This is a genomic window from Domibacillus mangrovi (assembly GCF_001906925.1).
Lineage (GTDB): Bacteria > Bacillota > Bacilli > Bacillales > Domibacillaceae > Domibacillus > Domibacillus mangrovi.
Genome location: NZ_MRWQ01000005.1, coordinates 21,728 through 45,489 on the forward strand (window position 1 = coordinate 21,728; position 23,762 = coordinate 45,489).

At 41.6% G+C, this 23,762-nt stretch carries 27 protein-coding genes; 1 reads left to right on the top strand and 26 read right to left on the bottom strand.

The annotated features are described in order from the left end of the window. Positions 1-4 precede the first annotated feature (4 nt). From BLL40_RS05190 to BLL40_RS05290, 21 genes are all read right to left on the bottom strand, one after another. Positions 5-829 carry a phage tail domain-containing protein gene (locus BLL40_RS05190; RefSeq protein ID WP_073710869.1) on the bottom strand — a complete coding sequence of 275 codons (825 nt, stop codon included), beginning with the start codon at positions 827-829 and terminating at the stop codon, positions 5-7. Between the two features lie 2 nt (positions 830-831). Further along, positions 832-7,563: a peptidoglycan DD-metalloendopeptidase family protein gene (locus tag BLL40_RS05195; RefSeq protein ID WP_073710870.1), complete on the bottom strand. Its 6,732-nt coding sequence runs from the start codon at positions 7,561-7,563 to the stop codon at positions 832-834. Between the two features lie 3 nt (positions 7,564-7,566). Further along, entirely contained in the window at positions 7,567-7,836 is a 270-nt protein-coding gene (locus BLL40_RS05200; RefSeq protein ID WP_073710871.1) for a hypothetical protein, read from the bottom strand. Between the two features lie 53 nt (positions 7,837-7,889). Next, positions 7,890-8,396, bottom strand: coding sequence for a hypothetical protein (locus BLL40_RS05205; protein WP_073710872.1), 507 nt, complete (start codon positions 8,394-8,396; stop codon positions 7,890-7,892). A 67-nt stretch (positions 8,397-8,463) separates the two neighbouring features. Then, a complete protein-coding gene (locus tag BLL40_RS05210; protein ID WP_073710873.1) occupies positions 8,464-9,012 on the bottom strand; it encodes a hypothetical protein in 549 nt (182 codons plus the stop codon). Further along, entirely contained in the window at positions 9,013-9,423 is a 411-nt protein-coding gene (locus tag BLL40_RS05215; protein ID WP_073710874.1) for a hypothetical protein, read from the bottom strand. Next, positions 9,420-9,908, bottom strand: a complete 489-nt coding sequence (locus BLL40_RS05220) for a hypothetical protein (protein WP_073710875.1) — start codon at positions 9,906-9,908, stop codon at positions 9,420-9,422. Before BLL40_RS05220 ends, BLL40_RS05215 begins: the two co-directional genes overlap by 4 nt. 5 nt (positions 9,909-9,913) lie before the next feature. After that, positions 9,914-10,282 (bottom strand): hypothetical protein, encoded by a 369-nt coding sequence (locus tag BLL40_RS05225; protein WP_073710876.1) that lies wholly within the window; start codon positions 10,280-10,282, stop codon positions 9,914-9,916. Continuing rightward, the gene (locus tag BLL40_RS05230; RefSeq protein ID WP_073710877.1) at positions 10,282-10,641 is read right to left on the bottom strand and encodes a hypothetical protein; all 360 of its coding nucleotides are present in this window, start codon (positions 10,639-10,641) and stop codon (positions 10,282-10,284) included. Before BLL40_RS05230 ends, BLL40_RS05225 begins: the two co-directional genes overlap by 1 nt. Positions 10,642-10,649: 8 nt before the next feature. Further along, positions 10,650-10,940, bottom strand: coding sequence for a DUF7210 family protein (locus BLL40_RS05235; protein WP_073710878.1), 291 nt, complete (start codon positions 10,938-10,940; stop codon positions 10,650-10,652). Positions 10,941-10,968: 28 nt separating this feature from the next. Then, positions 10,969-11,325: a hypothetical protein gene (locus BLL40_RS05240; RefSeq protein ID WP_073710879.1), complete on the bottom strand. Its 357-nt coding sequence runs from the start codon at positions 11,323-11,325 to the stop codon at positions 10,969-10,971. Between the two features lie 12 nt (positions 11,326-11,337). Next, positions 11,338-12,327, bottom strand: coding sequence for a major capsid protein (locus BLL40_RS05245; protein ID WP_073710880.1), 990 nt, complete (start codon positions 12,325-12,327; stop codon positions 11,338-11,340). Between the two features lie 26 nt (positions 12,328-12,353). Next, positions 12,354-12,719: a hypothetical protein gene (locus BLL40_RS05250; protein WP_073710881.1), complete on the bottom strand. Its 366-nt coding sequence runs from the start codon at positions 12,717-12,719 to the stop codon at positions 12,354-12,356. Further along, positions 12,716-13,459, bottom strand: coding sequence for a phage scaffolding protein (locus tag BLL40_RS17350; RefSeq protein WP_073710882.1), 744 nt, complete (start codon positions 13,457-13,459; stop codon positions 12,716-12,718). Before BLL40_RS17350 ends, BLL40_RS05250 begins: the two co-directional genes overlap by 4 nt. Positions 13,460-13,593: 134 nt before the next feature. Then, on the bottom strand, positions 13,594-13,842 hold the full coding sequence (locus BLL40_RS05260; RefSeq protein ID WP_073710883.1) for a hypothetical protein: 249 nt from the start codon (positions 13,840-13,842) through the stop codon (positions 13,594-13,596). A gap of 81 nt (positions 13,843-13,923) precedes the next feature. Continuing rightward, complete coding sequence (locus BLL40_RS05265; RefSeq protein WP_073710884.1) at positions 13,924-15,009, bottom strand: phage minor capsid protein; 1,086 nt, start codon at positions 15,007-15,009, stop codon at positions 13,924-13,926. Next, positions 15,006-16,604, bottom strand: a complete 1,599-nt coding sequence (locus tag BLL40_RS05270) for a hypothetical protein (RefSeq protein ID WP_073710885.1) — start codon at positions 16,602-16,604, stop codon at positions 15,006-15,008. Before BLL40_RS05270 ends, BLL40_RS05265 begins: the two co-directional genes overlap by 4 nt. 11 nt (positions 16,605-16,615) lie before the next feature. Continuing rightward, positions 16,616-17,878: a PBSX family phage terminase large subunit gene (locus tag BLL40_RS05275; RefSeq protein WP_073710886.1), complete on the bottom strand. Its 1,263-nt coding sequence runs from the start codon at positions 17,876-17,878 to the stop codon at positions 16,616-16,618. Next, positions 17,875-18,669, bottom strand: coding sequence for a phage terminase small subunit (gene terS, locus BLL40_RS05280; RefSeq protein ID WP_073710887.1), 795 nt, complete (start codon positions 18,667-18,669; stop codon positions 17,875-17,877). The genes BLL40_RS05275 and terS overlap by 4 nt, the downstream gene beginning before the upstream one ends. A 47-nt stretch (positions 18,670-18,716) precedes the next feature. After that, positions 18,717-19,055, bottom strand: a complete 339-nt coding sequence (locus BLL40_RS05285) for a hypothetical protein (RefSeq protein ID WP_073710888.1) — start codon at positions 19,053-19,055, stop codon at positions 18,717-18,719. Positions 19,056-19,275: 220 nt separating this feature from the next. Beyond that, complete coding sequence (locus BLL40_RS05290) at positions 19,276-19,872, bottom strand: hypothetical protein (RefSeq protein WP_073710889.1); 597 nt, start codon at positions 19,870-19,872, stop codon at positions 19,276-19,278. Positions 19,873-19,979: 107 nt separating this feature from the next. Here BLL40_RS05290 and BLL40_RS17510 point away from each other — a divergent pair, with 107 nt between their 5' ends. Beyond that, entirely contained in the window at positions 19,980-20,150 is a 171-nt protein-coding gene (locus BLL40_RS17510) for a DUF8096 family protein (protein WP_095532825.1), read from the top strand. A gap of 275 nt (positions 20,151-20,425) precedes the next feature. Here BLL40_RS17510 and BLL40_RS05295 read toward each other — a convergent pair whose 3' ends face one another. The 5 genes from BLL40_RS05295 to BLL40_RS05310 all read right to left on the bottom strand — a co-directional run bounded on the left by BLL40_RS05295 (position 20,426) and on the right by BLL40_RS05310 (position 23,731). Continuing rightward, positions 20,426-20,917 carry a sigma factor-like helix-turn-helix DNA-binding protein gene (locus BLL40_RS05295; RefSeq protein WP_073710890.1) on the bottom strand — a complete coding sequence of 164 codons (492 nt, stop codon included), beginning with the start codon at positions 20,915-20,917 and terminating at the stop codon, positions 20,426-20,428. A gap of 11 nt (positions 20,918-20,928) precedes the next feature. Beyond that, the gene (locus tag BLL40_RS05300; RefSeq protein WP_073710891.1) at positions 20,929-21,120 is read right to left on the bottom strand and encodes a hypothetical protein; all 192 of its coding nucleotides are present in this window, start codon (positions 21,118-21,120) and stop codon (positions 20,929-20,931) included. 95 nt (positions 21,121-21,215) lie between these two features. Continuing rightward, positions 21,216-22,604: a hypothetical protein gene (locus BLL40_RS05305; protein WP_073710892.1), complete on the bottom strand. Its 1,389-nt coding sequence runs from the start codon at positions 22,602-22,604 to the stop codon at positions 21,216-21,218. Further along, a complete protein-coding gene (locus BLL40_RS17355; protein ID WP_159434195.1) occupies positions 22,601-22,765 on the bottom strand; it encodes an XtrA/YqaO family protein in 165 nt (54 codons plus the stop codon). The genes BLL40_RS05305 and BLL40_RS17355 overlap by 4 nt, the downstream gene beginning before the upstream one ends. Positions 22,766-22,864: 99 nt before the next feature. Next, a complete protein-coding gene (locus tag BLL40_RS05310) occupies positions 22,865-23,731 on the bottom strand; it encodes a putative phage abortive infection protein (protein WP_073710893.1) in 867 nt (288 codons plus the stop codon). Between the last annotated feature and the right edge of the window lie 31 nt (positions 23,732-23,762).

Genomic DNA, 23,762 nt, shown 5'->3' on the forward strand with positions numbered 1-23,762 from the left:
CATTTCAAAGATAATAGAACCGAAAATCAAAAGAGATTAAAAAATCAGCCGCGCCAGTAATAGAAAATTCATTCCATCCTGGAGCTAGGCTGATTAATTTTTTATTTGTATTGTTGAAAATGCTTTGGCCGTTTTTCAATGATTGGATGCCATCCAATAAAATGACTTCCTCTGCCGATGCTGATCCGCTCCATTGCCATTCATCATTGGTGGTCACATTTTTTATAATGGGATTATTGAGTGTTCCTTGCAGCTTGATTCTAAGTTCCATGCTGCGCGGATCCACCGTTTCATCTGAATCATTGAACACAAAAAAAGAACTGGTGTTAAATTCATATTGAATCGGTGGATCGAACGCATCGATCTTTCCCTCACCAATACCATAATAATGCTCCATTTCCGGCCAATTAAGCGTTGTGCCAGGTGATTGTGCAAAAGGCGAGGCCGAGGTAAATTCAATTGAAAAATCACCCATAACAGCTCTCTGATTAATAACGTACGGTGAATCTGTTTTAACACTCCAACGCTTGTACGGTTCTGACATTTTGGTGATAAAAAAAGCTTCTCGGCTACTAAACAACCGAAAAATCTCATTTCGTGCTCTATCGAACGTATCTTTTGCCACCATGAAGAATTCTCCACGCATAGAGCGGCCTTCATATAGTGTTTCACCTTCAAGAAAACCATCCATTCCGTCTAGTTCTTCACGGACATGACGCGGAGACGGCGACTCTATTTGAAATAGTTTCGTGACGATCCCTTTATCATACAAATCATAGCGCTCGCCATTCTGCCGCTCAATGATGAGATTATAAGGCGAATTCCACATAGTTACCACAGACCTTTCACAATCTTTGCATTTTGATAATTGCCACGCTGTCTATCGGATACAATCGGCTCCACAGACCTGCCCACAACCTCTTTATTCATTTCCACGGTCGTTTGTATCATGACACCTTCAAATGAATTAACCGAGCCGCGAAAACCGCTGAATGCATCACTAGAAATAGACGGCTTAAACCAATCAGCCATTGCAGTCGCGGTATTTACTGCATTATGTTCCATACCTGCGATCCCATCGATCACGCCCTGTACGATGTTTTCACCCACCATGTATTTCATCCACCGTGAAGGGGATTTAATTACAAGTGACGTTGTGATGGCTTTTTTGATCGTATCTGCAAGGTCCCGTGATATGCTGCCAAGTGGTGAGTTCATAGATTTCATGCCATCAATCAAGCCTTGTATCGCATTTTTACCGATATCAACTAGCTGTGCGCCCAGTGGATTAAAACCTTCTGTCACGACCGTTTTCAACCCCGCGACCTGTTCCTCAAACGTTTTATTAAGCGCTTGTAGTTCTGCTTCTGCTTCCGTATGAAGTTTCTGAATTTCCATCACTGTATCTAGGCGCATGCCTTCCATTTCCTGCGTGGCACGGTCGCGGGAAATCCGTGATTTTTCACTCCACAGACCCTCGAATTGAGTTAATTCAGAATCCGTCATATCGTTAAGCGCTTTGATCTCCGCTAACGCTTGTGGCCCCATTTCTTGCAACTCTTTAATCAGGGCTTCATCCACACCGCGGCTTGCTAAAATATCAAGGTTGCTGTCAAAATTGTTTAGTGTCCAAACCTGACTGTGAAGGTTTTCAAGCAACGTCTCCGGATCGATTTCTTCTGGACGTTCTACTACATCGAATAATCCAGCGAATCCTTTCAACGCATTGGTCCTGTCTGTTACCGCATTTTCATATTCTGCGTTAAGCCGGCGCTCTTCTTCCATTACACGATCATTGACTTCCTTCACCTTTGCCAAATACTCATCTTTCATCGACATCAATTCATCATGCAGTCGCTTCTTCGCTTCATTCAAGCGTTTTTCTGCCACAATGGACTCCACAGAGTTTTTCTTGAAATATTTCATGGATTCACGATACGTTGCAATTTCATCCATCAATGTCAGACGATTTTCTTCTTTCGCGCGGGCAACATAGTCATCGATCGCTTTTAGCCGTTCTTCCGCGCTTGCTTTAGACAACTCTGTAATTTGAGCCGCGGCCGCCTTTTCAGCTGCTACTTCTTTCTTCCCGTAATCCTCTCGAATTTTCCAAACAGCTTCTTTTTCTTTTTGCGTGAGATCCCGCTTCGCTTTCGAGGCTTTATCCTTAATCGCTTTAATTTTATCTGCTTCTTCTTTTTCGATTTTAATTAACTGATCAGACAGCGCTTTTCTGATTTTTGCTTCAGCTCCAGCGGAACTCGTTTTCTGAGCAAGATACTCTACTTTTTTCACATAAGTCGGGCGTCGATCCACAACTGGTGCTTCTTGTTTGACAGTCCCTTTATTGCTGCCGGTACCCGTTGCAGCCTGTATGCCATAGATCAGCTTTTGACCAATTTTGATTACATCCGGATTTTTAATTTTGTTCAGTTTGACTAAGTCTGACACAGTCGTTTTGAATTTTTTCGCAATAGCCGTCAGTGTATCTCCGGCTTTCACGATATAGTTCATGGTATGAACCGCCGGTGTTTTTGTAGTAGGTACCACAGGTCCTTTCACAGCTCCGGTTACTTTACCCACACCCGTTGCATAAGCAGGAATGCTGAGTGCTCCCGTTACTTCTTGGACTTTACCTGCAGCAGCTGTTTTGAAAGCACCGAGTTTTTCACCTGCTGTTTGCCATAATTCCAGCGCTCTTTTACGGAACCGCTGCGCATACGGAATAATGATCTCCGGTCCCGCTTCCCCAACTAAACCAAGATGCGGACTGTTAATCTCCCCACCTTCTGCATACGGCTTGTATCCACCACCACGCATCATGGATTTAATACCCGGATGATTGAGAACACCGCCGTACCTACCATCCATATATCGAATAGCAGCCAATGCGGAGTCTAGCGGATTCCGTCTGTTATTGTGGCCAGGATACTTCCAGCGATTAAATGTTTCCCCAATGATTTGAAAAAGACCGATAGAAGGATCACCGCGCTGTGCGTTAATATCCCACTTGTTAATTGCATTTGGATTGAAACTGGATTCCTTATCCGCAATTTTCATGAGTGGATCAAGTAACGTCATCGGTTTACCAAGCATTTTCAGCGCTTGCGTGATCGCCTGTCGTGCCATTTGTGCCCCGTTGCCGCTATAATTCGTGCCAAATCCATTAAAGTCAAAGCCACCTATGGAATCTGGATCAATCGCTTTTCCATTTTGACGGATTTCGAAATGAACGTGCGGTCCGGTACTGTCGCCCGTGCTTCCGACAAGCCCAATCGTTTGTCCTCTAGATACCGTGTCGCCTGCTTTTACTAGGTTTGCGCTGTTGTGACCGTAGAGATACTGCATTCCACCACTTTCAACAATGACGGCATTGCCATAACCGCCCCGCGGTCCGGAGAAGACTACTTTCCCGCCAGATTGTGATTTAATCGGTGTGCCCATAGGTGCCGCATAGTCAACCCCTGCGTGAAGTTTCCCCCAACGCATACCAAATCCTGACGTACGCGTAAAGGCGCTTCCGAAATCCCAACCGCCGAGTTGTGGCAACTGACCGGCTACCCAATCAACCGCTTTGTCTTTGAGCATCCCTAGGCCGCCTTTTGCAATGTCACCAAATGATCCGCTGACACCCATATCAACAGCATAATGATCATAGACCTTCTTCATTAACGACGATGGATCTTCAATGTAGGACCATACATCGAGCGCCAAATCTTTCACTTTCGTTACAGCAGACGAAACAGCTTCTTTTCCTTTTTCAACCCATTCACCCACGCCGCCATTGTAGGCTGGCATACTGGATAATAAAGCTTTCGTTTGCTTGCCTGGCATAACCCATGAGCCTTTAGGTAGGTTTGGTATGAGCGTCTTTTTCGCAGGCGAAAGATATGTTTTTCCATCCGGTGTGCCAATCAATTCGGCAGGGCCGTCTCCGCCCTGTGGACTGTCTCCAACATATGCAGGTCCGCCTGGATGACCTTTCGTTCCTTTTGCATAAGCTTTAATATCGACGTGTTTCAACTGACTGTCTTTTGATACACCAACTTTATCAAGAACCCAGTTAATGCCGTCAATTGCAAGGTTTATTCCCTTTTCCAAACCTTTTTCGAGTTTGTTAGCAAGCGCTTTTACTCCGGTCATCACGCCATCAGCCATACCTTTAATACCATCGCCAATGCGACCCGGTAATTTCTTCGCACCATCCACAATATCATCCCACAAGCCGGACAACGTCTTTTTAATACCAGTGAAAATTTCAGTTGTTTTATCCTTGATGGTGCCCCATGCCTTAACAATGCCATCTTTGATATTTCCGGTTGCCGTCGAGATAAGCGTTTTAATGCTATCCCATAAACCTTTTAAGAAGGATTTAATCCCTTCGAATACAGTTGTCGTGACACTTTTAATAATGCTCCATGCTGCTTTAAAAATAGCGACGATCACATTGAGCACGCCTTGAATAACTGATTTGATTATGTTCCAAGCAGCTGTCAGGATGTTTTTAACGGCATCCCACGCACTTTTCCAATCACCTTTTAATACAGCAATAAATAGACGAATCACGTTGGTGATAATGTTCAGTGCGTTTTTGATCACGGTCATAATAACTGGGAACACGGCTTGGACAATTTGTAATATTAATTTAATCGCCGGGATTAAAACACCTGTAATAATTTTTGCTGCTGTCTTAAGAATCCCTACAACAAGTGGAATCACCATTTGAATTATTTTAAGTGATGCTGGAAGCACCGTTGAAATGACCGTTAAAATCATCGGTAAAACGGTTTTCACCAATTCCAGGACAACACCGATTAACAATTTCAACATGGTAACGACTACTGGAAGCACCGCCTGGATAATCTTAAGTACTACAGGAAAGATCGTTTGAACCACACCTAAAAGTGCAGGGAACACTGTTTGAATGATATTAAGCAAAATTGGAATGATGGCCTTAATCAGATCAATTATAATGGGCAGAACAGACTGAACGATGCTTAAGATAACTGGGAACACCGCTTGCACTGCACTCAGCCACATGGGCAGAATCGTTTGGGCCACATTCAGAAGAAGGAGCACAATTTGAGTAACGAGCGAAACAAAACCACTTGCTAATGAAGGTAGAAATGTTGTCACGATCTCTGAAACGATAGGACGAACGGTTGAAATTAAACTGCTGAATACGTTGCCGAGTTCTGTTATTAATTCGCCGAACGCCAAGCCCAATTCTGAAAAGGCTGGTTGTAATTCGGCAAAACTTTCTTTAACGACTTGACCCGTTTTCGAAAATTCCGGACCTAGTTCTTGGGCAAGCTGGCCGAAGCTGGTTGCGAATGCCTGAATGATTGGCTGAATTGCACTGACAGCAGATGAAAATATGGATTGAATCCCTTTCCATGCACCCTGGAGTGCATTTCGGACGTCTTCATTCGTCTTCGATAATCGATACAAGAAGCCAATGAAGCTCACAATCGCCCCGATAACCAAGCCGATTGGGCCGGTCACACCTAGTAGTGTTAAACCAATGGCTGTTAGGGCAGGAGCAAGAAGTGAAATAACGCCTCCAACACTTGAAAAACCTGCTTTTAATTGTTCGACAAACCCACGAACAACAGAACCTGCTTTTTCTTTTAACCCTTCGCCCAATAGGCCGCCGATTTTATCGCCAAGTCCCCAGATAAAGTTTGCAGATGTATCTATCGCAGTTTTAAAGGCGGACACAATGATCGGTCCTATGGCTTTCAGCTTGCCTAAACCAAGCAAAGCACCATCCCACATGGTCAGCATAAGCGGTTTTAAATAATTGATAGCAGACGATACACTGTTTTTCACGCTTGCCCACGCGTTATTAACTGCGTTTCGGAACGTTTCGGAATGTTTGTATGCAGCGATCAGTCCGACAACTAAGCCAGCAATAAGAGCAATAACCAAACCAATTGGTGTAGCTGCCATTACTGCATTAAGCGATAGTTGCCCCGCTCGTACGGCTCCAATAACTCTCGTTAACACTGTCATTGTGGCTGTGTACGCTTTCTTTGCCAAATCAGCAGCTGCAGTGGCCATTACAGCCGCTAACATAATTGTTCGATATGTTACTAATGCTGTAGTTATTCCGTAGAGTATAGGAATAAATCCTTCCCACTGCGCAAAGGACTTTGCTACATTGGTAATGCCTTTAATGAAACTTGTAATGATGACTAATAGTTTCAACATTTCCTGACCGATCGGCGCAAGAAAGATCACTACATCTTTCAAAATGCTCCACAGGTTAGAAAGTAAATTGAGTAGGACCGGAGTATTTTTATTAGAATAATCAATGAATGCTTTAAACCCTTCCGTCTGCCCTAATATACTTGTCCACTCTGAAAAGCGTTTTGTTAGGTTAAGAAGACCAGCCTCCATTATTTTTCCTTGCTCATTAAACGTCACCATGAGATTCAATACGCCACGTAAAAGATAGCCAATTGACTGCCCGACACTTTCTAACGCGGGCCCGGCTCGGCTGGAAAGGAAACCAAAGAATGATTCTATGTCTTTCGTCTGTAAGGTACGATCAAGGCTTTTCATCAGGCTGTCTACTGCTTGAACGGAACCTTCAATGGCCGGTTTAAACATTTCCAACAATGATTGTAGTGTCCGTAAACCCTGTGTAAAGATGTCGAATACCGGACGCTCGAATGAGGAGCGAAGTTCTTCAAAGTAGTCGGTAAATTCAGTAAGTGCATCCAAAGCTCTCTGCTGTTCATCCGTCAATGATGCTTGTACCGCTTTTAGTTCCAGCAGTGCTTTTGCCCGCTGTTCCGGCGTTGTAGCAGCGGCCAGCTTCTCCTGTGCTTTATTAATTTCTTCTTGCGCTTCAAAAATGCCCATGAGCGTTGGAATAGCAACAGTACCAAAACCGACAGCACCTGCAGCGGCCGCTCCTAATGCTGACACCAAACCCATCACGCCTGTTGTCACACTAGCAATGGCTGGAACAGCAGCGGGTGCTAGTAGGACTAATGACATTTTTAAGGCTCGTCCGACAATAGATGCGTCTAAAACTGTACGCCGCAACTGATCCATTGTACTTTCCGTATGCCCGGCTTGCTGATCCATATCGTTTAGATCATCGACGATATCATCAATTGGATTGTTAGTGTTCATATCTCTGAAAATACGATCTAAATCACGGAGAGAGGCTTGAATTTGGTTAGATGATTCCGTCCCCTCGTCGCCTAGTCGAGCCAAATCATCACGAGATTCTGCCAGCACACGTTGTAATTCCACCTGTGCCGCTGCCCCTAAATGTCCTGTCTGTCGCAGTTCTCTGCCTGCTTCTTCAGCAGTTCGGCTTAATTCCTGTAAGCGGCTGTTACCTGCATCAAATCCACCAGAAAGTATATTTTGTACCGATTCGACTTGCTGTTGCAATTCGCCGAAATGGTCATTTGCTTGGCTAGTAGACGCGACGCTAGTATGACCTAAATCACGAAGATCATTTCGGATTTTACGGATGATCGAGCGTATTCCTGTCGCATTGGCACTAAAGACGGCGCTTATTTCTCTGATGTTTCCTGCCATTTTTCAACCTCCTTTCTGCTGTACTTTCAACTGATCAAGCAACTTAAAATCCCAAACCTGCTTTTGAACAGGCGCTGTGGCTTTCGATTGTTTCGGCCTGATCGCCTCTTCGAATTTCTGCCTGTTTTGTTGTGCTGCTGGTTTCTCTTCTCCAAATGACGGCTTGGAATACTGAAGCATGAGATAATGGATCCAGGTCTTATTTTGCTGTGCGGATGCTTTCGCTTCCTTTTCTTCCTTATCCATAAGCATATGACCGAGTAATTCAATCACCGGTGCTCGAATGACTTCTGTTCGTCCACCCAGTCGCTCAGATAATTGAAAAATTACAGCTTCACTGATACTGATTCCGTCACTTGCTTGACCTTCTTCATGAATGCCAGCTTCACTTTCGTGGCTGCCAAAGACTTTTTTGCACGATTAAATAGTTTTTGAAGATCATTTTCTTCCACAACTGCATCATAAATATCGAATACATCATTCACTTTTTGCTGCTGTAACGTTTTTAATTCAATGCCGCTCAAGACAGAAAGTAGTTTGAACGCTTTCGTCGGCATATGTACTGCCAGTGTTTCAAATGAACCGATTGCATTCTGGATAAATCGTTCGTCAATGCGCTGCTTCACTTCTTCATCTTCTGCATCTGCTGTCCCATCAAAAAGGTCAGAGAACATTGTTTTCAACGCTTCGTCTCCCTGTACTTCAGTAAAAATGTCTTTTACAGATTTCATCACTTCTTCAAACTGGAACAAATTAATTTCTTCCACTTCGTGTTGCACTTTTGTTACTTGGCCATCTTCACCTTTGATTTTGAGTGTGACTTGCGTTGTCATAATAAAAATTCCTCCTTATATTAGAAACCTGTTTTCAAATGAAAAAGAGGGCATTGAGCCCCCTTAATTATGGTGTTGCATTCGGATCGGTACCGCCAATGTAAAAGAAGTTACCTGGTTTGCTTACGTCCATACCTTCGCGCGGGAACATAGCGAGCGTTACACTCACATTGCCTTGCTCATTTGCGAAAGAACGCGAAAATTCACCATTTGATACCATATTGTAAATGACGATGTCGGACGATTTATCCGCTCCCATAATACGCGGGTGAATCGTAACTTTACGGCCTTTTGCACGTAAGGATGTGCCGATCTTTGCATCCATCAGCCCTACTTTTTCGCCGCCGACTGTTTCTGTGATAGCTTCTGTATAAGACATCGCCAATTCTAATGTGTCAATATCATCTTCTGCCGCGACAATGGTGACACCACCTTCGTACCCCATTACATACTGATCATAAAGAGAATCACCAAAATCAGCGATGTTAATATCGGACAGTAACGGAGATAGTGTAACCTCACCACCATCTGCCTGGAATCCAACTACACCATCAAATTTAATTGCATCTACACCTTCGCCAATTGTAAAATCAGCTAACCCAAATGGAATTTTCATTTATTTTTCCTCCCTTAAAGTTACATCAAAATTAGCCGACCATTCCATCACGCCTTCGATGACACCGATCCGGTTTGGTTCGGATACTGCGGACATAAAAAGAACGCGATAGGCTTTTGAGCCGACCACGTTCTCATATTCGTCTTTTTCCTCAATTGTCACCAACACATTCGCTGTCCGGTGTAGTGTATCCACTACGTCACAAGCTACCTGCTCTGCATAAGCAAAGTCACTTGATCTAATATAGATCATGTAAGAAGGTCGACGAATACCTGTTTCGTACTTGTCTGGTGCCCTGCCACCCTCCGAATAGACGGTGCCAGTATGATCATCCGCTTGTCGATAATCCATCGTCCACTGTAACCTCGGGAATAGCGGTGCCAGCACGTCTTTTAAGTATTTCTGTATCATGTTTCATCACCTATTATGCGGCGTAAAATACGGTCGTTTGTGCCATTGAACTCAGCTGCCGTCGCTTGAATCGCATTTTCGAGATACTTGCGCCCTGGTTGAAATCCGCGCCACAATGGTTTGGCTCGGGTCCGCACACCGCGTCCAGTATTATAGTAATCGGGGAATTTCGCCCCATTATCATACTTGTCATGCAATCCTGACCGATAAGGCTCTTCATGCCGCCGTAAGGCATACACCATGTTGGAACCGACTATGACTTCAACTTTATCGCCCGTAAGGGAAGCAGTGTTGGCATGGATCGATGCTTCCAAATCGCCTTCATCTTGATGCACGAGTGCTTTGGCGCCAGATTCAACCAATAATCCATAGCGGGTATATTCTTCTTTAATAATGCCATCCACGTTGTTCTCTACGTTTTCCAGCACGCGTTCAAGTTCCTGCAATCCGTCCCACTCAATACGGATAAAACTGTCATTCGGCATACTGATCACCTTGGCGGCGGCTTGCCGACATAAACAGTACGAAAATAGACTTTTGTTCCGCTAAAATTAAGGGTTTCTTCCACTTCTGAAATGCGTCCCTTAATATCTTGGCCAAACCGGTCTGTCCAATTTATGTCATGGCCGCGTTGTATAAACGTTTCTGGTGGAATATCAATCGTCAAAACACTTTCAAAGTTTTCACCATCCGGTGTGGTAATGACTTTTAACTCCGGCTGCACTCGCGCTTTTGATGTTCGTGGATCTTTGAATTTTGGCCGACCGTAATCGTCCACTAATGATTGATCATAATGTTCACTATTTCCAGTAAACGCATCATAAATGTAAATGGTGTCATTCATTGGCGGTTTCGGCATTAAATCAACCTCCTAGCACTCGCACGTTTTTTCGGCTGTAAGGCCGCCTGTGCTTTTTCAATGAGTGCCACGACTTCCGGAGAGATATTGCCTCCTTCAAATGAAAAAGACATCCCTTTTAAACCTAACGATTTTACGCCATGCCGCTTGAACTTCGCAAATTCCTCGGCTTCTCCCTCAATCATATAAAGAGTTTGAATACCGATTATTTTCGGCGTCAATAGCGCTTCATCGTAGTGATTTATCAGCATGTCCTCTGCTGTGAACGCAATCTTTTCACGGATATCTGCCGGCAGTTCGGTGTAAGCATCCGTATAAAAAAGACTGTGCAAATATGCATCAATCTCACTAAATACCATTTGCTCACCTACTCTTGTTCAGTGTCATCAGTAAAGGGCTCTGTTGCACCTTCTGGAGCTGGCTTAGCTAATGCATCGATGAGTTCATCTTTCTTCATCTTCACATAGCCTTCAATGCCTTTCGCTTTCGCTTCTTCTTTCAATTCAGAAACCGTTTTTTCGCCAAGCTGCGTTTCCTCTGACAGTTCAACTTTATCACCCAGACGATCCGCTTGTTCCTCTGTCAGTTCCAGTGGTTCGCCCGGCTGCACGATTTTTCCTGCGTGTGCCAAATAGGCATTTGAAATATATTTTGGCATGGCAAGTACCCTCCTTTAATTTTGTTTATCATGCAGATTTTGACGTAACTCGTAAAACAGCTCGACGATTAACAACCAAATCACCGATTGCCAGCAGCACTTTTTTGTTGTCGTTTAATGATTCGGCCAACGATGCAGCCACATAGGGATCAACCTCTGCCGTGAGAGGTGTACCCTGTTGGAGCAGCAACTCAATGTTATGGAGCGAGCTGTCTCGTTCCGCTGGGAGAATGACAGTGATCGTATTCAGGTTGACAATCACATCACCGATCGCTTTCATCACTTTCGTTTGATCATTCAATTCTTCTGCTAATGTGGAAGCTGAATACCCTTCTTTCGTGGCATTCAGCACCATATTATCCTGCAGTCTCACTTCAATATTCACTGGTTACCCCCCTCATACAGACAAAATGACGATGGCTTGCGGCTTTTGTAATGCTGGAAATACTGTTTCGCCAACGCGAACTGTCTGCTGTGGCGGATCATTTTCAATTTTTGGTGCGATAAATTTACCCGTTTGATGCCCTTTTTCTGCTGTAGGACCCATATAAGTCTTACCAAGCGCATCCCCAAGGAGAACAACCTTTCCATCTTCTAACAGAGGCACTTCACCTTGTCCATAAAGATTAACCACATCATCATTAATCACGTATGGTGGCAAACGAAGTGCGGTTAAGGCAGTTTGTACATCACTAGGCGTTAACAATCGACCACCATTGTTTTGACCATACACTTGCACCCGAATCTGTTCATTTTGAAGCAGATTTGCTTCTGTTGCCGATGTCATATGCATCACAATAGGCTTTTTGCGTTGATTTTTTGACTGGAACTGCTTAACAGCAGCTTGAAGATCAGCCAATGGTTTGGAAGATGGATCACTCCATACAACCGTTGCTGTCACCTTATTTTCTACTGGGATGTCAAATGAAACATCAATATGAATATCCTCTTCATCGTCGTCATATTTTAATTCGCCTGTATATAGCACTTGAGCACGCATAAATTCCTCTAAATCATCCACGCCGACAATTAATTCATCTGTACTGTTGTAGACATAATCAATCACTTTTGCTTGTTCCTGAGATGAACGAGGTGCATTAAACTTCAAGATTTCACGTTCGTCTAACCGGAAAGCATGTTGAACCTTTGTCACTGATCCGAATGCTTGAGAAAGTTCTTTTTTGTCGCGTAATGGAGCGGCTGCACTAAATCCTGTGATTGACGCAGCTGGCGCATATTGCCCGTTAATAATGTTATATGCGAAATCAATATCGTAAATTGGTTCAATCGGCAAAAATGCTTTCAACATATAATCACGTTGCGGCGGAACATTTTCCACATAACCCTGAAATACAGCTTTTTGAAATTCATCTAAATGTAATGGCATTGTATCTCCTCCTCAGTTTCCTATTGTTAAATATCGAATACAATGCGGCCCTTAACCGCTACTTTGAAATTATCTGTAACACCTGTACACCGAGATTCACGCGGATGTCCCGCTGCTAAAATCCCGACAATTGGGTTTGAACCTGAGATGATTTTCACATCATGCATTGTTAATCCTGCGCCTTCCATTGTTGCTGGAGTATCAACAGCGACAGGATGATAAAGGCCATCAACCCCTTTAAAAACTGCTGTTCCTGCTTTTACATAAGTGCCTGCAGTGAAATCTGTTGCCAACAAAGTTGCACCTGCTGTTTTCACTTCCATGCCTTGTGTATTTCGCATGAATTCTTTTTGACCGAAAATCGGCTCACCTTTACGCGGTTGCAAATTCATCGTTTATCCTCCTTTTTTTGATGTCGTTCAAGCGCCTTTTGTCGACCTGCTTCATGTGGATCAACTTTCTTCTTCGGATTGGTTTTTTGTTTCGGCACCGAATTGAAGCGACTTTTCTTCTTCGGCGGATCTTCCTCGTCGTCATCATCGTCTTGCAGAGAAAAGTATTCGGGAAATTCTTCTTCAAGCTCTTCAAATAGCTCGTCCAAGTTATCCGCATTTCCATCCTCATCAAGTTCAATCGAATCGATGTTGATTAAACGAGCAAGCAGTTTCGGATTGTGGCCATTATCAACCGCAAATTCTTTGACGAGAGCGGTTTTTTCTCTATGTTCCGCACGTAGGAGGCGTTTTTCGTTTTGGTCGTTACGAGCGGCATCATCGCCCGCATTGTCCTCTTTTTTGTCCTTTTTATCGCCTGCCTGTTCTTTGAGTCGGCGATACTCTTCTGGATCAACATCTTTAAACTTGCTCATTCGTTTGCCTAACTGATCTTTCAGCTTCGCATTGTATTGCTTTTTGAATTTCGGGTCTTTCAGCAATTCATCCAGGTTTGGTACATCATCATCTGGATCATCCTCGTGGTCGTCCTCTGGATCATCTTCAGGATCGTCATCCGCAAAGAACTGAAGATCCAGTTTCAATAAATCCTCTTCTTTCACAGCAGAAGGAGCTGGCTTTTTTGACATCTTGAACAAAAATAGCAATACGTGAAACCATGCTTTTAAATAAGTAAACATAATCGCTCTCCTTTCATCTCTGCTTTTTTCACATAAAAAAAGCAGGCAAAAATGTTTGTCTGCTCGAATGCTTTTATTGTCATCATCGGTTTGGACAAAAAAACAGCATCCCTATAAGAATGCTGTTTCTAACCTTAATTAAAGTCTTTGTTATGATATCTATTCAATAGATAAGCGCGGAGTGCTCCCCTACAGCTTGTTGACAATGATGATTTTTGAACATGAATTAAATCACCAAAAGGTACACCCTCTATAAATTTCACAACTCCCTCAAACTCTTTTCCTCTCCCAGCGTCAAATCCGTTTACTTTAACGAATAACACATTTTGTTCAGTCCATTCATAATCCACTGTGCTGAATGTATGATGATGAGTTTCGCGCATTAAGATAATCCCCCTATTTTAGTTTATTTTTAGATAAACCTTTTTTAGAGGATAAAGCAACCACTTTTCTTATAATCACGATCATATTGACCGAACAGCATTCAAATACTCACTCTGTAATTGCTGCCACTTGTTATCATTTTTTCTCTTCATCCGCCTATATGCTCCCATCGTTTTCGGTGCCTTGTCACCTAATGCCGCCCTCATTTTTTCATATGCCTTTGCTTCCTGTCGAGCAACACGGCGAATCTCCTGCTCTTTTTCATACGCTCTACGCTGAGAGGGAGTCCTTGTATCCTCATCGGGATCAAAGTTACGCCACCGGGCTTTTGCTTCTTCGTCGTCATCACCAAATTCGGGAAGAAAAGGCGATACACCACAACGATCATTTGGATGAAACGGCGGCAATGGTACCTGTGCTTTAGTTGGATATCCCTCATGTTCACCAGTCAAACTGACAACCAATCCACGATGACGAGCACATACGTCACACGTAGGATAAGAACCTGTAATTTTAACCAATCCAACACCCGCATTTGTATAGCGATTCTCTGCTCCTGTCACATGGGCTGTCCGGATCTTTGTTCGAGTGACTGTCCGAGCATAAAAATCTAGCGGTAGTCGCCGACCGTCTCTTGTGATAAACGAGGTCATACCCGACTCAGCGAATTCTTTTGCAACCCGCTTTGCTGCTATTTTGCTGTGTTCGCCCTGGATCACACCCGATGCAATTTCCTGACGTACCGTTTCAAGTGTGTTGTCTATCGTCGTAATAGCACTTTCCCTTGCTGTACGGAAAGCGGCTGCCATATCACTCATTGTGTCGCTAACGATTTCGTCAAGTGCGTTCAAATGAATGTGATTTTGAATAACTGGCTTTGTTTTTACTGCTGCAGCAATCGCTTTGGCCGTTGGACTTAAAGGGGCAGACGTTAAGAGTTCCTGCAACGCTGATTGTGCCTCGTTTAATCCACTCATGTACGCTGATGCTAGTTCAGTCGGCAACACTTCTTCTGTGGCCACTTGTAAATCATCGAGAGCAGCTAGAATGGACGCTAGGAGCGCTGCCTTCTTTTTATCATTAAGGATGTCATCGATGGTGACGACTTCTTGGAAAACGATGAACAACACTTCTGAGAATGCTTTTAATAGTTGCTCAAGGTTCATTCTTCATCACTCGCAATATTTCCGTTAGCATCACGGTTATCATTCAAGTTTAAAAGTGTCTGCCTGCCACGTAGCAAGGATGTACTGTTATCCATCTGTTTTGCCTCTTCAATGCGTGTGATTTCATTTTCAATCCAATCTTCTGACGCATATGGATTGTTCCGGCGGACGGTCGTTTCAAGGGAAGCGGTACCTGCAGCATACTCCGCATTATTCTTCTCAACCATTTCAAAGCGACTGACAGGCACCATATCCAGTACAGTGATTTCTGGCTCTTCAATAATGACCGCTTCATCATCATCTTCAAGCAGCCATAAAGCGCCTTCATATAATCCTTTCAAAAACGCCACGTACTCTTTCAAAATCTGCTCTGCTTTTGTCAACGACACGAACAAGTCATAGAATTTTGCAACACCTGACTGTGAGCCACCGCTTCCTTCTGCTAAATAGAAATCGACCGCCTTTTCAGATGTTCGTGTCTCCATAAGCATTGTTTTCATCAAGTCTTTTACCCATTGGATGTCACCAATTTGGCTAATGTCAATCTGAATCACTTCAAGTGCTTTTCCTTTTTCATCAAACGTCGTCAATTCTAAATCACGGTGATCTATTTTGCTTTCATCGCCGTATCTCTCATACGCAAGCTGCTCCAAACGTTCCATTACTTCTTTCGAAACGGCAATTCGAGGCTTGCCGTTTCGCTCGAATGTGATGCCGTTGCGTGTTAGTGTCCAGTTAATATCATCCTGCTTACTGCCTTGGTTCTCTAGACAGGAGCGACCAAGTGGATTAAGCATGGTCTTTTCGTTTGCCCAGTAGTGAATCAGTAAATGGGAGCGGCCTGTATACTTAGTTTCTAGTTCTTCAATGCCTAGCAATTCAAGCGCCAATGAATCTTCCACTTGTTCAAGTTCATCACTATCGTCGATGGAATAAAGAATATTCGTCACTCTTAAATGCCCTTTTTCGATCCGCTCCCGATATACATGAAAGTATTCATCCAAGTCTTCACCTAGCTTGCGAATAAAGCCTAAATCAGCACCTTTTCCATCCTCATGAGGAAAATATACATCTCTCATCTTAAAATCGATTCGTACGCCGTCCTCGTCCTTCACAGGAACACCGACAATGCCGCCATCCACTTGGTTCATAACGATGTTAGACCAATGTTCGAAATCCAATTTGCTGTTTTTTGTAATTTGCTCAATCAGTTCAGTTTGTGTATGCGTAATCTTACTGTTCACACCACTTTTCGGTCCATCAATAGCATTGTCTGTCTTTTCATTCACCTTTTCATTTTGCAATTCGTCAGCTGGTAATGAGGACTTGATTTCACCAATAGAACGTGCCGCAAGTGTGGCAGGGATTTCAGCAATTAGCTTTGAGATGTTCGCCGTAATATAAGGCGTTTTCACGTTCTGAGCATTCACAGGCCCCTTAATCAGCCGGTCAGTAATCTCACCTTTTTCAATCAATTCTTTGGCACGTGAAAATAGCTTTGCATGATCACCTTTATATAAGTCACGATGATATTCAATGTCTCCGTGCCACTCTTTTACCACTTCTCCGTTAAACTTTTTCCATTTAATCGTCATTCGTTCCCCCCTTAATAAGCTCGCTTTAAGTCCTGGACCTCATAATCATCAAGCCCATACCAAATAGCCGACAACGTGTGCGGATCGATGTTGAATTGATCTTCAATCACTTCTCCATCCTTATTGACAGCTAACGTTAAATATTTCAGCTCATCTATTGTGCTTGGGCACTGATCGGAGCAGATAATCTTTTTGAACCGTTTGATTTTCTTTGTATATTGGAGCCGTGAACCTTGAAACTTCTTAGCAGCCTTCACACGAAAACCTTTTTTATTGAAATAAGAAATGGTTTTCGGATCTGCACTGTCTGCTCGTATTTCCCATCGATTCTTTTGAAATGCTACGATGTCTTTCGCGGTATCTTCATCATCTGTTTGGTTTTTGTAATACTCCCAGTAAATGTAGAGGATCAAGTTCTCACGATCAACGGCCATCCGAAGCAGTGCGTTATATGAGTCCGCAAAACCAAAGTCCATACCATTTCGCAGGAGCGGTCGACGAATGCTGCTTATAGCTGCCATGACTGCATCATGATTCTGCACTTCAAACTGAGGGAATACCCTTGTCCCATTAATACCGAACTGTCCTTTTCGGGCAATTCGGTGAAGGTCGGGATCGTAGGCTTTCATTTCTTCCAGCTGTTCAATGTAACTGCTCGGCAAAAAAAGATTGTCGTCAGCGGTAGAATGATGATAGTACGTATTGTTCGTAACAATCGTCTTTTCCTCGTATAGCCGTTCGTCATCCAGCACATAAACCTTTTTCTTTTCATCCTTAAAGAAATGTTTGTACGTCCAGTTCGATTTACTGACCGGATTCGTCGAAAGAATCATGTGGAGCGGCAATGACGGATGCCGTAAGCGTCCAATCAACTCCTTGAACCCGGCATACTTGATTTCTGAACACTCTTCTAACCAAATGAGCGACACATTATTGATCGACTTCAATTTGGCTGGTTTATCCATCCCTTTGAATATGATCTTGCTGCCATTCGGGAAGCGGATCTGCATCGGTGATGAACCGCATTTGATTTTATGATCAAGTCCCAGATCAATCACGATCTCTTCTAAAAGGGAAAAGGTTGATTCGCGATGTGTATCATATACCTCACGCACAACGAGAGCCGTTCGCTTTTCTTCTAACAGCTTCAAAATGAATTTCAATGCAACATGATAGCTCTTCGATGAACCATAGCCACCGACAAGGAACTGAAATTTCGTTGACCAGTCAAACAGAAAGTCTTCAAAACGCGGATTCACTTCTTTTTCAATCATAAGCCCGCCTGCTTTCTCTTGATGAATATTTCGATTGGACCCTCATCCTGGTTGCCGTTCAGTTTTTCAACCTCGGCTTTTACTTTATCAATCCCCACACGCATCTGTTCCAATTTCAAGCGCCGTTCATCGTGAATATGGGCCAACTCGTCAAATTGCTTGATTAAGTTGCGCAGTTCACCCATTGCACGGGATTGAGCATTCAAGAAAGTAGCCTGCCGATCCCAAGCGAATTGAAATTCGTATTCTCGCTCCACAAAAGAAGGCATTGTCTCAATTTCTCCGTTTTTTCCACGGCTTAGTTCAAGTTCCGTTTTCTCTTTTTTGAGCTCCTTGATCATTTCATTCTTATCTTCAACCCACATAATCTTTTGAGCTCGAATGATTGCGGCATACTGAATCTGTATCTGCTGCCAGATCAAATCAGCGGCAGAAAACTCATTCATGCTGTCCATAATCTCAAGCGTTTCCTCCGGCAGAAACTTCGCAAAGAAGCCGTGCTTTTGAGCGTTTGAGTTTCGTTTTGGGGGTGCTGCTGTTTTGTTGCCTTTATTGCCTTTCCCATTAGAGTTACCAACGGGTGCACCCTTCTTTTTGTTTGCATCCTTTTTATCAATGGTTGCAACCTTTTCACTTTTGGTTGCATCCTTTCTCGTCGGATCCCTAGACCATCCTTCACGGCTTTTTCGGCTCTTTAAGGTACCGATTTTCACATCATGCTTTTCCGCTAATGCAGCAAGTGTGATTTTGGTTGTTTCCCATTCTATTCTGATTTCATTCCAATTGACCATGTCACATCACCGCCAGCCTCCTGTCTTTAGAATGGCTCACTGAATTTTTAAAGTGGCGAAGCCGGTTTATCCACCGCTCTGATCTTCGCTTCCATTTCCTCTTGGATGTTTTGTGTTTGCATCTGATGGAATTGCTGATCCGCTGTCAGGGTTTTTTTTGCTTTTTGTGGAGCAAGTTTAGCCATCGTCTGGTTTATACCTTCTTTTAATCCCTCCATCGAAGCATCAGCAATATATTCAGCAATCCTCCGCGCGTCTCGCAAATTGAGATGATTTAATTCATCATCCCAGGATAAATCCTGCATAAAAGAGCCTACTAAATTATACTTTTGAAGATCCTCTTTTTGTTTTTCTGTCATTTCAACTTGTTCATTTATTATTTCCATCCTCCTTTTTTATCCATAGAAAAAAGCACTCCAGAGAGTGCTTCAGAGTGTAGACAAACTCTTTTTTCGCAAAAGATTTTTTCAGAAATGGGATTTTTGTCTTTTTGTTTCAGCTTATCTAGTTGTATTCTAATTAAAGCAACACAATATCTTGATGGCTAATTCAGTATTTAAAAAGGCTGTCGACAAAGTCGACAGCCTGAAGCACTCCGGAGAATGCTTAAACGCATTTCATAAGAAATTGTACGATAAGATTATGAAATCTATCAAGATCTTCAATCGACATTGAAACTCTGTTATATTCATTGTCAGCCTTTATTTTCAACTTTCTCATTGCTTCTGCGTCTTTTTCATCCCGTGTTACTCCATTATTGTGAACAAGGATGTTTCTGATTTTGTTCCAATCTCTTAAATCATTCCACTCTATTGATTTCTTTATATCTTTTAATCCAACAACTTTGTTAAGATATGTAACTGCTCTTTCGATTCCATTTCCATAAAGGTCTCTGTAGCCAAGTGTATAAGAGTTGTTGCTTCTGTGGACAACACATATCCTGTTTAAAAATGCCTCAAAATCTCCGTAAATTGCTAAAAACATCGCATTTGCAATTGAAGGTAAAATAATTGGTTCAAGTAACAAATGCAGGCCTGGTTCTGTCGCTGACTCTATTTCTACCTTCGCACTACCTTCAACATATTTGTAGGCCATTTCATAGTCCATAAATCTACCCATTATGTCTAGATAGACTAAATACATCTCACTCTTAGTGCCGTACCCTTTGGATTCAACGTTATCCATAAATGATAATTCACTCATATTATCTCTCCTTTTGCCTTATCATACGACAAAAAAGCGCCACATTCATCCATCCGCCGCTCTCCCTTATGCTATGATGTTCAAGTGACTTTAAAGGAGTGTTTAGCATGGAAGAAAAACCAGTATACAATCTAAGCATTACATACAACATTAATGAATATCCAGATATAAAAAGCGGTCGATGTGATAATTGCGACAACGCTCAGTTTAAGAGTTCAATCAAAAATGCCATTTTCTTACGTGAGTGCCGTAAATGCAGCATGAAGAAGGTTATTTAACCCTGTCATCTGACGGGGTTTTTGTTTTGGTTTCTCATATATACAGCAGCTGTACGACAAAAAGGTGGTTAAATTTTTTCTAACAGGATAAACTGTATTAATCGTGTTTTTTATTTATGGAGGCAATATAAATGAATTGGTTTGATTTTGCGATCACTTTGATAACATCTATCATTAAAATATATGCTCTGTTCTTGAAAAGTGAAAAAAGCAGTAACGAAGCAAAAAAAATTTCACTTACATATAATAATTAATTAGTACAAAAAGAGCCTTTCTCATGAAACAAGAAAAAGGCTGCCGTTTTTACGATCTTCAATTTTCCTCTCCGCCCGTTCCGAATAGGTCTGGACAGATGATTTCGTGATACCAAGCAGTTCCGCTGTATGTTCAAATGATAATCCTTCCGCCCTAACCAGTGTGTACACATCTTTCTCTCTCGCTGTTAAATCTGCCAATACATCATCCAGCAGCCACTGTTCATCAGCGGTGATTTTCCGCTCTTCCATAACGGTCCGATTCGGCACGATCGCTTCAATCAGCTTTGGGTCCAATGTATATGCACCAGTTCGGTCTACTCCACGTCTTGCATCAGGATTCCGGCCGGACACCATCCACTGAATGGCAAACTCGGTTTCGCTGATCATGCTGTTGATGAGTGTCTTATCCTGCAAATCAAGCTCTGTTAATTTGGCTTTCGATTCAATGGATGCTTTCATTTCTCTCAACGACCGCAATGATTGCTTGTATTCATAAATGAGTGTTCGCATATCCATCCCCCTTATTTTTGTCTAAATGCCCCGCCTTTTGCTCGCCCATATCGTGTTCTACTCATTCCCATGATTTCTTTCCAATCTCGTTCAGACAGTTTCTCCTGCTTCTTCTGCGGCGGCTTTTCTTTCTTTCGTTCTTGCTTCATTTCCTGGTGATCCTTCTTCCACTGTTGCAGCTGCTCTTTCATCGGTGGATTCATCACGACACTCCTTTTTAGCAAATAAAAAAGGACACTGAACAGTACACGGGTTTCCGTGTCTGTTCAGTGTCCTTCAGATAGCTGAGAGAACTAAATTATTTATTTCTTTTTCTATTCATATCATCTTGATATGCTTCTTGTATTTCTTTCTCTCTCTTTATTAGATTTTTATACTCCCACTGAGAAAAAGAATTACTATTCTTAAGAATTTCTGTTTTCAACTCATAGGGCCTATATAAATAGAGGCACTGCTTATTACTTTCCACAAATTTTTCTAAGTCAAATCTAAAATATTTTTTAAGGTCTATACATTCAATATCTATTCGATTTTTCTTTGTATCAATACTAGCTATCTTCATACCCATTGAACTTAGTATTTTTTTCAATTCATCAACTAGTTTATTCCTATCAGTATTCCTATAGCATTGAGAATTTAATAATAAGAACTCAACGTCAAATTTACTTTTCTCACCAAAAGCAAAATTACTATATTTTTTTGTAAAAATTCTATTAGAGATCTCAAGATAAATATTAAGTAAAGGAAAAACAGAAATTACGAAGCCATTATTAGTAATGCGTTCGATTTTCAAAATATTATTATCTATATTTCTGTTATATTGATTTGCTATAGTTTTTAAAAAACTTGGTTCATTTATTTCGTGAGCTATTTCAGGTATGATAAACCCATTGCCACTCCCCTTAACTACTTCACTAATTCTTATATAATCATTTGTTTTATTAACTTTTAACCAATCGTCAATTTCTTTTGTCATAACAAAGGTTCGATTTTTATTTACATTCACGTATTTTAATATCTTTTCTTTATACTCTATTTGTTCTTGAAATACTTTCTTTAATGCTTGAACTTCTTTTTCACTTTGATTTTTATTTAATATTGATTTAAATAACTTTTCTGCTTTGATACCAAGTTTTTTATAAGCTTCTTCAATCCTACTTGGTAAAATAATATCTATCTCATTTAAAAATCCATCCCACTTTTCTACTCTGCTTCTTGCGTCAGGAATTATTTCTAATAATTTGACTAGGCGTCTATTTTTATTCTGATTGGATATTAACCTTCTTTTATCCTTTTGAGCCGCTCTACCAATTTCTCCGAATTCTTCAATACAATCACTGCCCACATTTATAGTGATTTCTGTAAATTTATTTTTTATAAAGTGAATATAACGATTCTTTGTTCCACATAATTGGCATTTCATCCATTCCTGTTCTTTAGGGCCTAGATTGAGAGTTAAATGCTTAGTGCCAGGAGCTTTTGTAATAATCCATTCATCTATAGAGTTATTTAACAACTCTGAACGCAGCTCGCTTAAAGTTTGCCTTTGCTCAGCATTTAAATCGGTATATTTAGGAGTATTTTTATTATTTAATATTTCAACAAGCCAAGGGAGGTTACTTCTCTTAAGTGTTTCACTGAACAATAGTTTATTTCTTTCTTTTTTAGTAAAAACATTTTTACTCAAAATTCTTCCCCTTCCTCTCGTCTCATCCGCTTCACTTTTCCTTGATGCGTGACGATCTTGTATTCACCATGCGGCGGTAGTTCTCTCAATTTTGCTTTCCCGTCACAGATCACTACCATACAAGTGTTTGGTATATCCATTATACCTGATCCCAGTCGCATAGCACTAGGATTAGCGTATCTCTGGTAAACAAAAAGACACCAAACAGCGCACGATTTTTCGTGTCTGTTCAGTATCCTTCAGATGGCTGAGAGAACTTATTAATTTTCTATTTCTTGATGAAAATTCAGGTTCAATCCATAATGCTGATGATTTAATAAATGATCTTTATCGATCTCCCAAAATAATCTATATTTTTTTGTTAATTTCAAAAAGGGAATATATTCCGTTTTAAATGAAATGTATAAAAGAAATACTAATTCATATGGCGACAATTGTGATTCTAATATATTTATATATTTCAGTTTTTCTTCTTGATTCAAGCTACCTTCTTGATCGACAAACAGTAACAACGAGTAGATATTCTTAAAATAATGGGATGTATATTCAGAAAACTCTTTTAAAGTTTCATCAACTGCGTATTCAATCGCCTCTAATTCTGAAAATTGCTCCATCCTTTGTAAATCCCTTGTTCGGAACTGCTTATAATAGGAGTCTGCAAATTCCCTTATTCTTTTAAATAAGGACCGCCCTTTTAATTCATTAGCGCCTTTTTGGTAATGTATTGTATTTACGATCTCATTTTGCAATGAAAGCATGTTGAAAAAAGTGTTCTCGAACTGTTGCAGTCTCATTGTTTTATGAGAGGACTCGTGAACTTTTCTTGTTTCTTCTAGCTCATTTCTCGTTAATGCCAACTCAGTCCTTTGCAAAGACAATTCTTGGCTTTGAATTCTAATCGCATGAATTATAAAGAAAATACTTGCTAATGACAGGAATCCAATGGTGGATCCTCCAAAGAAATCACCTATAGTTCCTAACTCACTAAAACCTGCTACACTCACAGGTTTACCAGATAAAAAGAATATTCCTATTGGCATAGCGATAGCAGACATTATCGCGGTAAGTCCTGCATAAAACCAGCCTTTTTTCACGTCCTTATCCTGTAACCCTCTTTTATGCTCCATTGAAACTCTCCCCCCTCTTCCCGCCTCACTT

What these genes read in the sequence shown, in the direction of transcription:
- BLL40_RS05225 (WP_073710876.1), bottom strand. Translation starts at nt 10,282, where the DNA reads ATGCCGAAACCGCCAATGAATGACACCATTTACATTTATGATGCGTTT.
- BLL40_RS05250 (WP_073710881.1), bottom strand. Translation starts at nt 12,719, where the DNA reads ATGAATTTGCAACCGCGTAAAGGTGAGCCGATTTTCGGTCAAAAAGAA.
- BLL40_RS05260 (WP_073710883.1), bottom strand. Translation starts at nt 13,842, where the DNA reads ATGCGCGAAACTCATCATCATACATTCAGCACAGTGGATTATGAATGG.
- BLL40_RS05215 (WP_073710874.1), bottom strand. Translation starts at nt 9,423, where the DNA reads ATGATACAGAAATACTTAAAAGACGTGCTGGCACCGCTATTCCCGAGG.
- BLL40_RS05245 (WP_073710880.1), bottom strand. Translation starts at nt 12,327, where the DNA reads ATGCCATTACATTTAGATGAATTTCAAAAAGCTGTATTTCAGGGTTAT.
- BLL40_RS05295 (WP_073710890.1), bottom strand. Translation starts at nt 20,917, where the DNA reads ATGCGAACACTCATTTATGAATACAAGCAATCATTGCGGTCGTTGAGA.
- BLL40_RS05210 (WP_073710873.1), bottom strand. Translation starts at nt 9,012, where the DNA reads ATGAAAATTCCATTTGGGTTAGCTGATTTTACAATTGGCGAAGGTGTA.
- BLL40_RS17350 (WP_073710882.1), bottom strand. Translation starts at nt 13,459, where the DNA reads ATGTTTACTTATTTAAAAGCATGGTTTCACGTATTGCTATTTTTGTTC.
- BLL40_RS17355 (WP_159434195.1), bottom strand. Translation starts at nt 22,765, where the DNA reads ATGCGACTGGGATCAGGTATAATGGATATACCAAACACTTGTATGGTA.
- BLL40_RS05220 (WP_073710875.1), bottom strand. Translation starts at nt 9,908, where the DNA reads ATGCCGAATGACAGTTTTATCCGTATTGAGTGGGACGGATTGCAGGAA.
- BLL40_RS05275 (WP_073710886.1), bottom strand. Translation starts at nt 17,878, where the DNA reads ATGATTGAAAAAGAAGTGAATCCGCGTTTTGAAGACTTTCTGTTTGAC.
- BLL40_RS05285 (WP_073710888.1), bottom strand. Translation starts at nt 19,055, where the DNA reads ATGGAAATAATAAATGAACAAGTTGAAATGACAGAAAAACAAAAAGAG.
- BLL40_RS05270 (WP_073710885.1), bottom strand. Translation starts at nt 16,604, where the DNA reads ATGACGATTAAATGGAAAAAGTTTAACGGAGAAGTGGTAAAAGAGTGG.
- BLL40_RS05195 (WP_073710870.1), bottom strand. Translation starts at nt 7,563, where the DNA reads ATGGCAGGAAACATCAGAGAAATAAGCGCCGTCTTTAGTGCCAATGCG.
- BLL40_RS05235 (WP_073710878.1), bottom strand. Translation starts at nt 10,940, where the DNA reads ATGCCAAAATATATTTCAAATGCCTATTTGGCACACGCAGGAAAAATC.
- BLL40_RS05230 (WP_073710877.1), bottom strand. Translation starts at nt 10,641, where the DNA reads ATGGTATTTAGTGAGATTGATGCATATTTGCACAGTCTTTTTTATACG.
- BLL40_RS05300 (WP_073710891.1), bottom strand. Translation starts at nt 21,120, where the DNA reads ATGAATCCACCGATGAAAGAGCAGCTGCAACAGTGGAAGAAGGATCAC.
- BLL40_RS05310 (WP_073710893.1), bottom strand. Translation starts at nt 23,731, where the DNA reads ATGGAGCATAAAAGAGGGTTACAGGATAAGGACGTGAAAAAAGGCTGG.
- terS (WP_073710887.1), bottom strand. Translation starts at nt 18,669, where the DNA reads ATGGTCAATTGGAATGAAATCAGAATAGAATGGGAAACAACCAAAATC.
- BLL40_RS05205 (WP_073710872.1), bottom strand. Translation starts at nt 8,396, where the DNA reads ATGACAACGCAAGTCACACTCAAAATCAAAGGTGAAGATGGCCAAGTA.
- BLL40_RS05290 (WP_073710889.1), bottom strand. Translation starts at nt 19,872, where the DNA reads ATGAGTGAATTATCATTTATGGATAACGTTGAATCCAAAGGGTACGGC.
- BLL40_RS05190 (WP_073710869.1), bottom strand. Translation starts at nt 829, where the DNA reads ATGTGGAATTCGCCTTATAATCTCATCATTGAGCGGCAGAATGGCGAG.
- BLL40_RS05265 (WP_073710884.1), bottom strand. Translation starts at nt 15,009, where the DNA reads ATGAACCTTGAGCAACTATTAAAAGCATTCTCAGAAGTGTTGTTCATC.
- BLL40_RS17510 (WP_095532825.1), top strand. Translation starts at nt 19,980, where the DNA reads ATGGAAGAAAAACCAGTATACAATCTAAGCATTACATACAACATTAAT.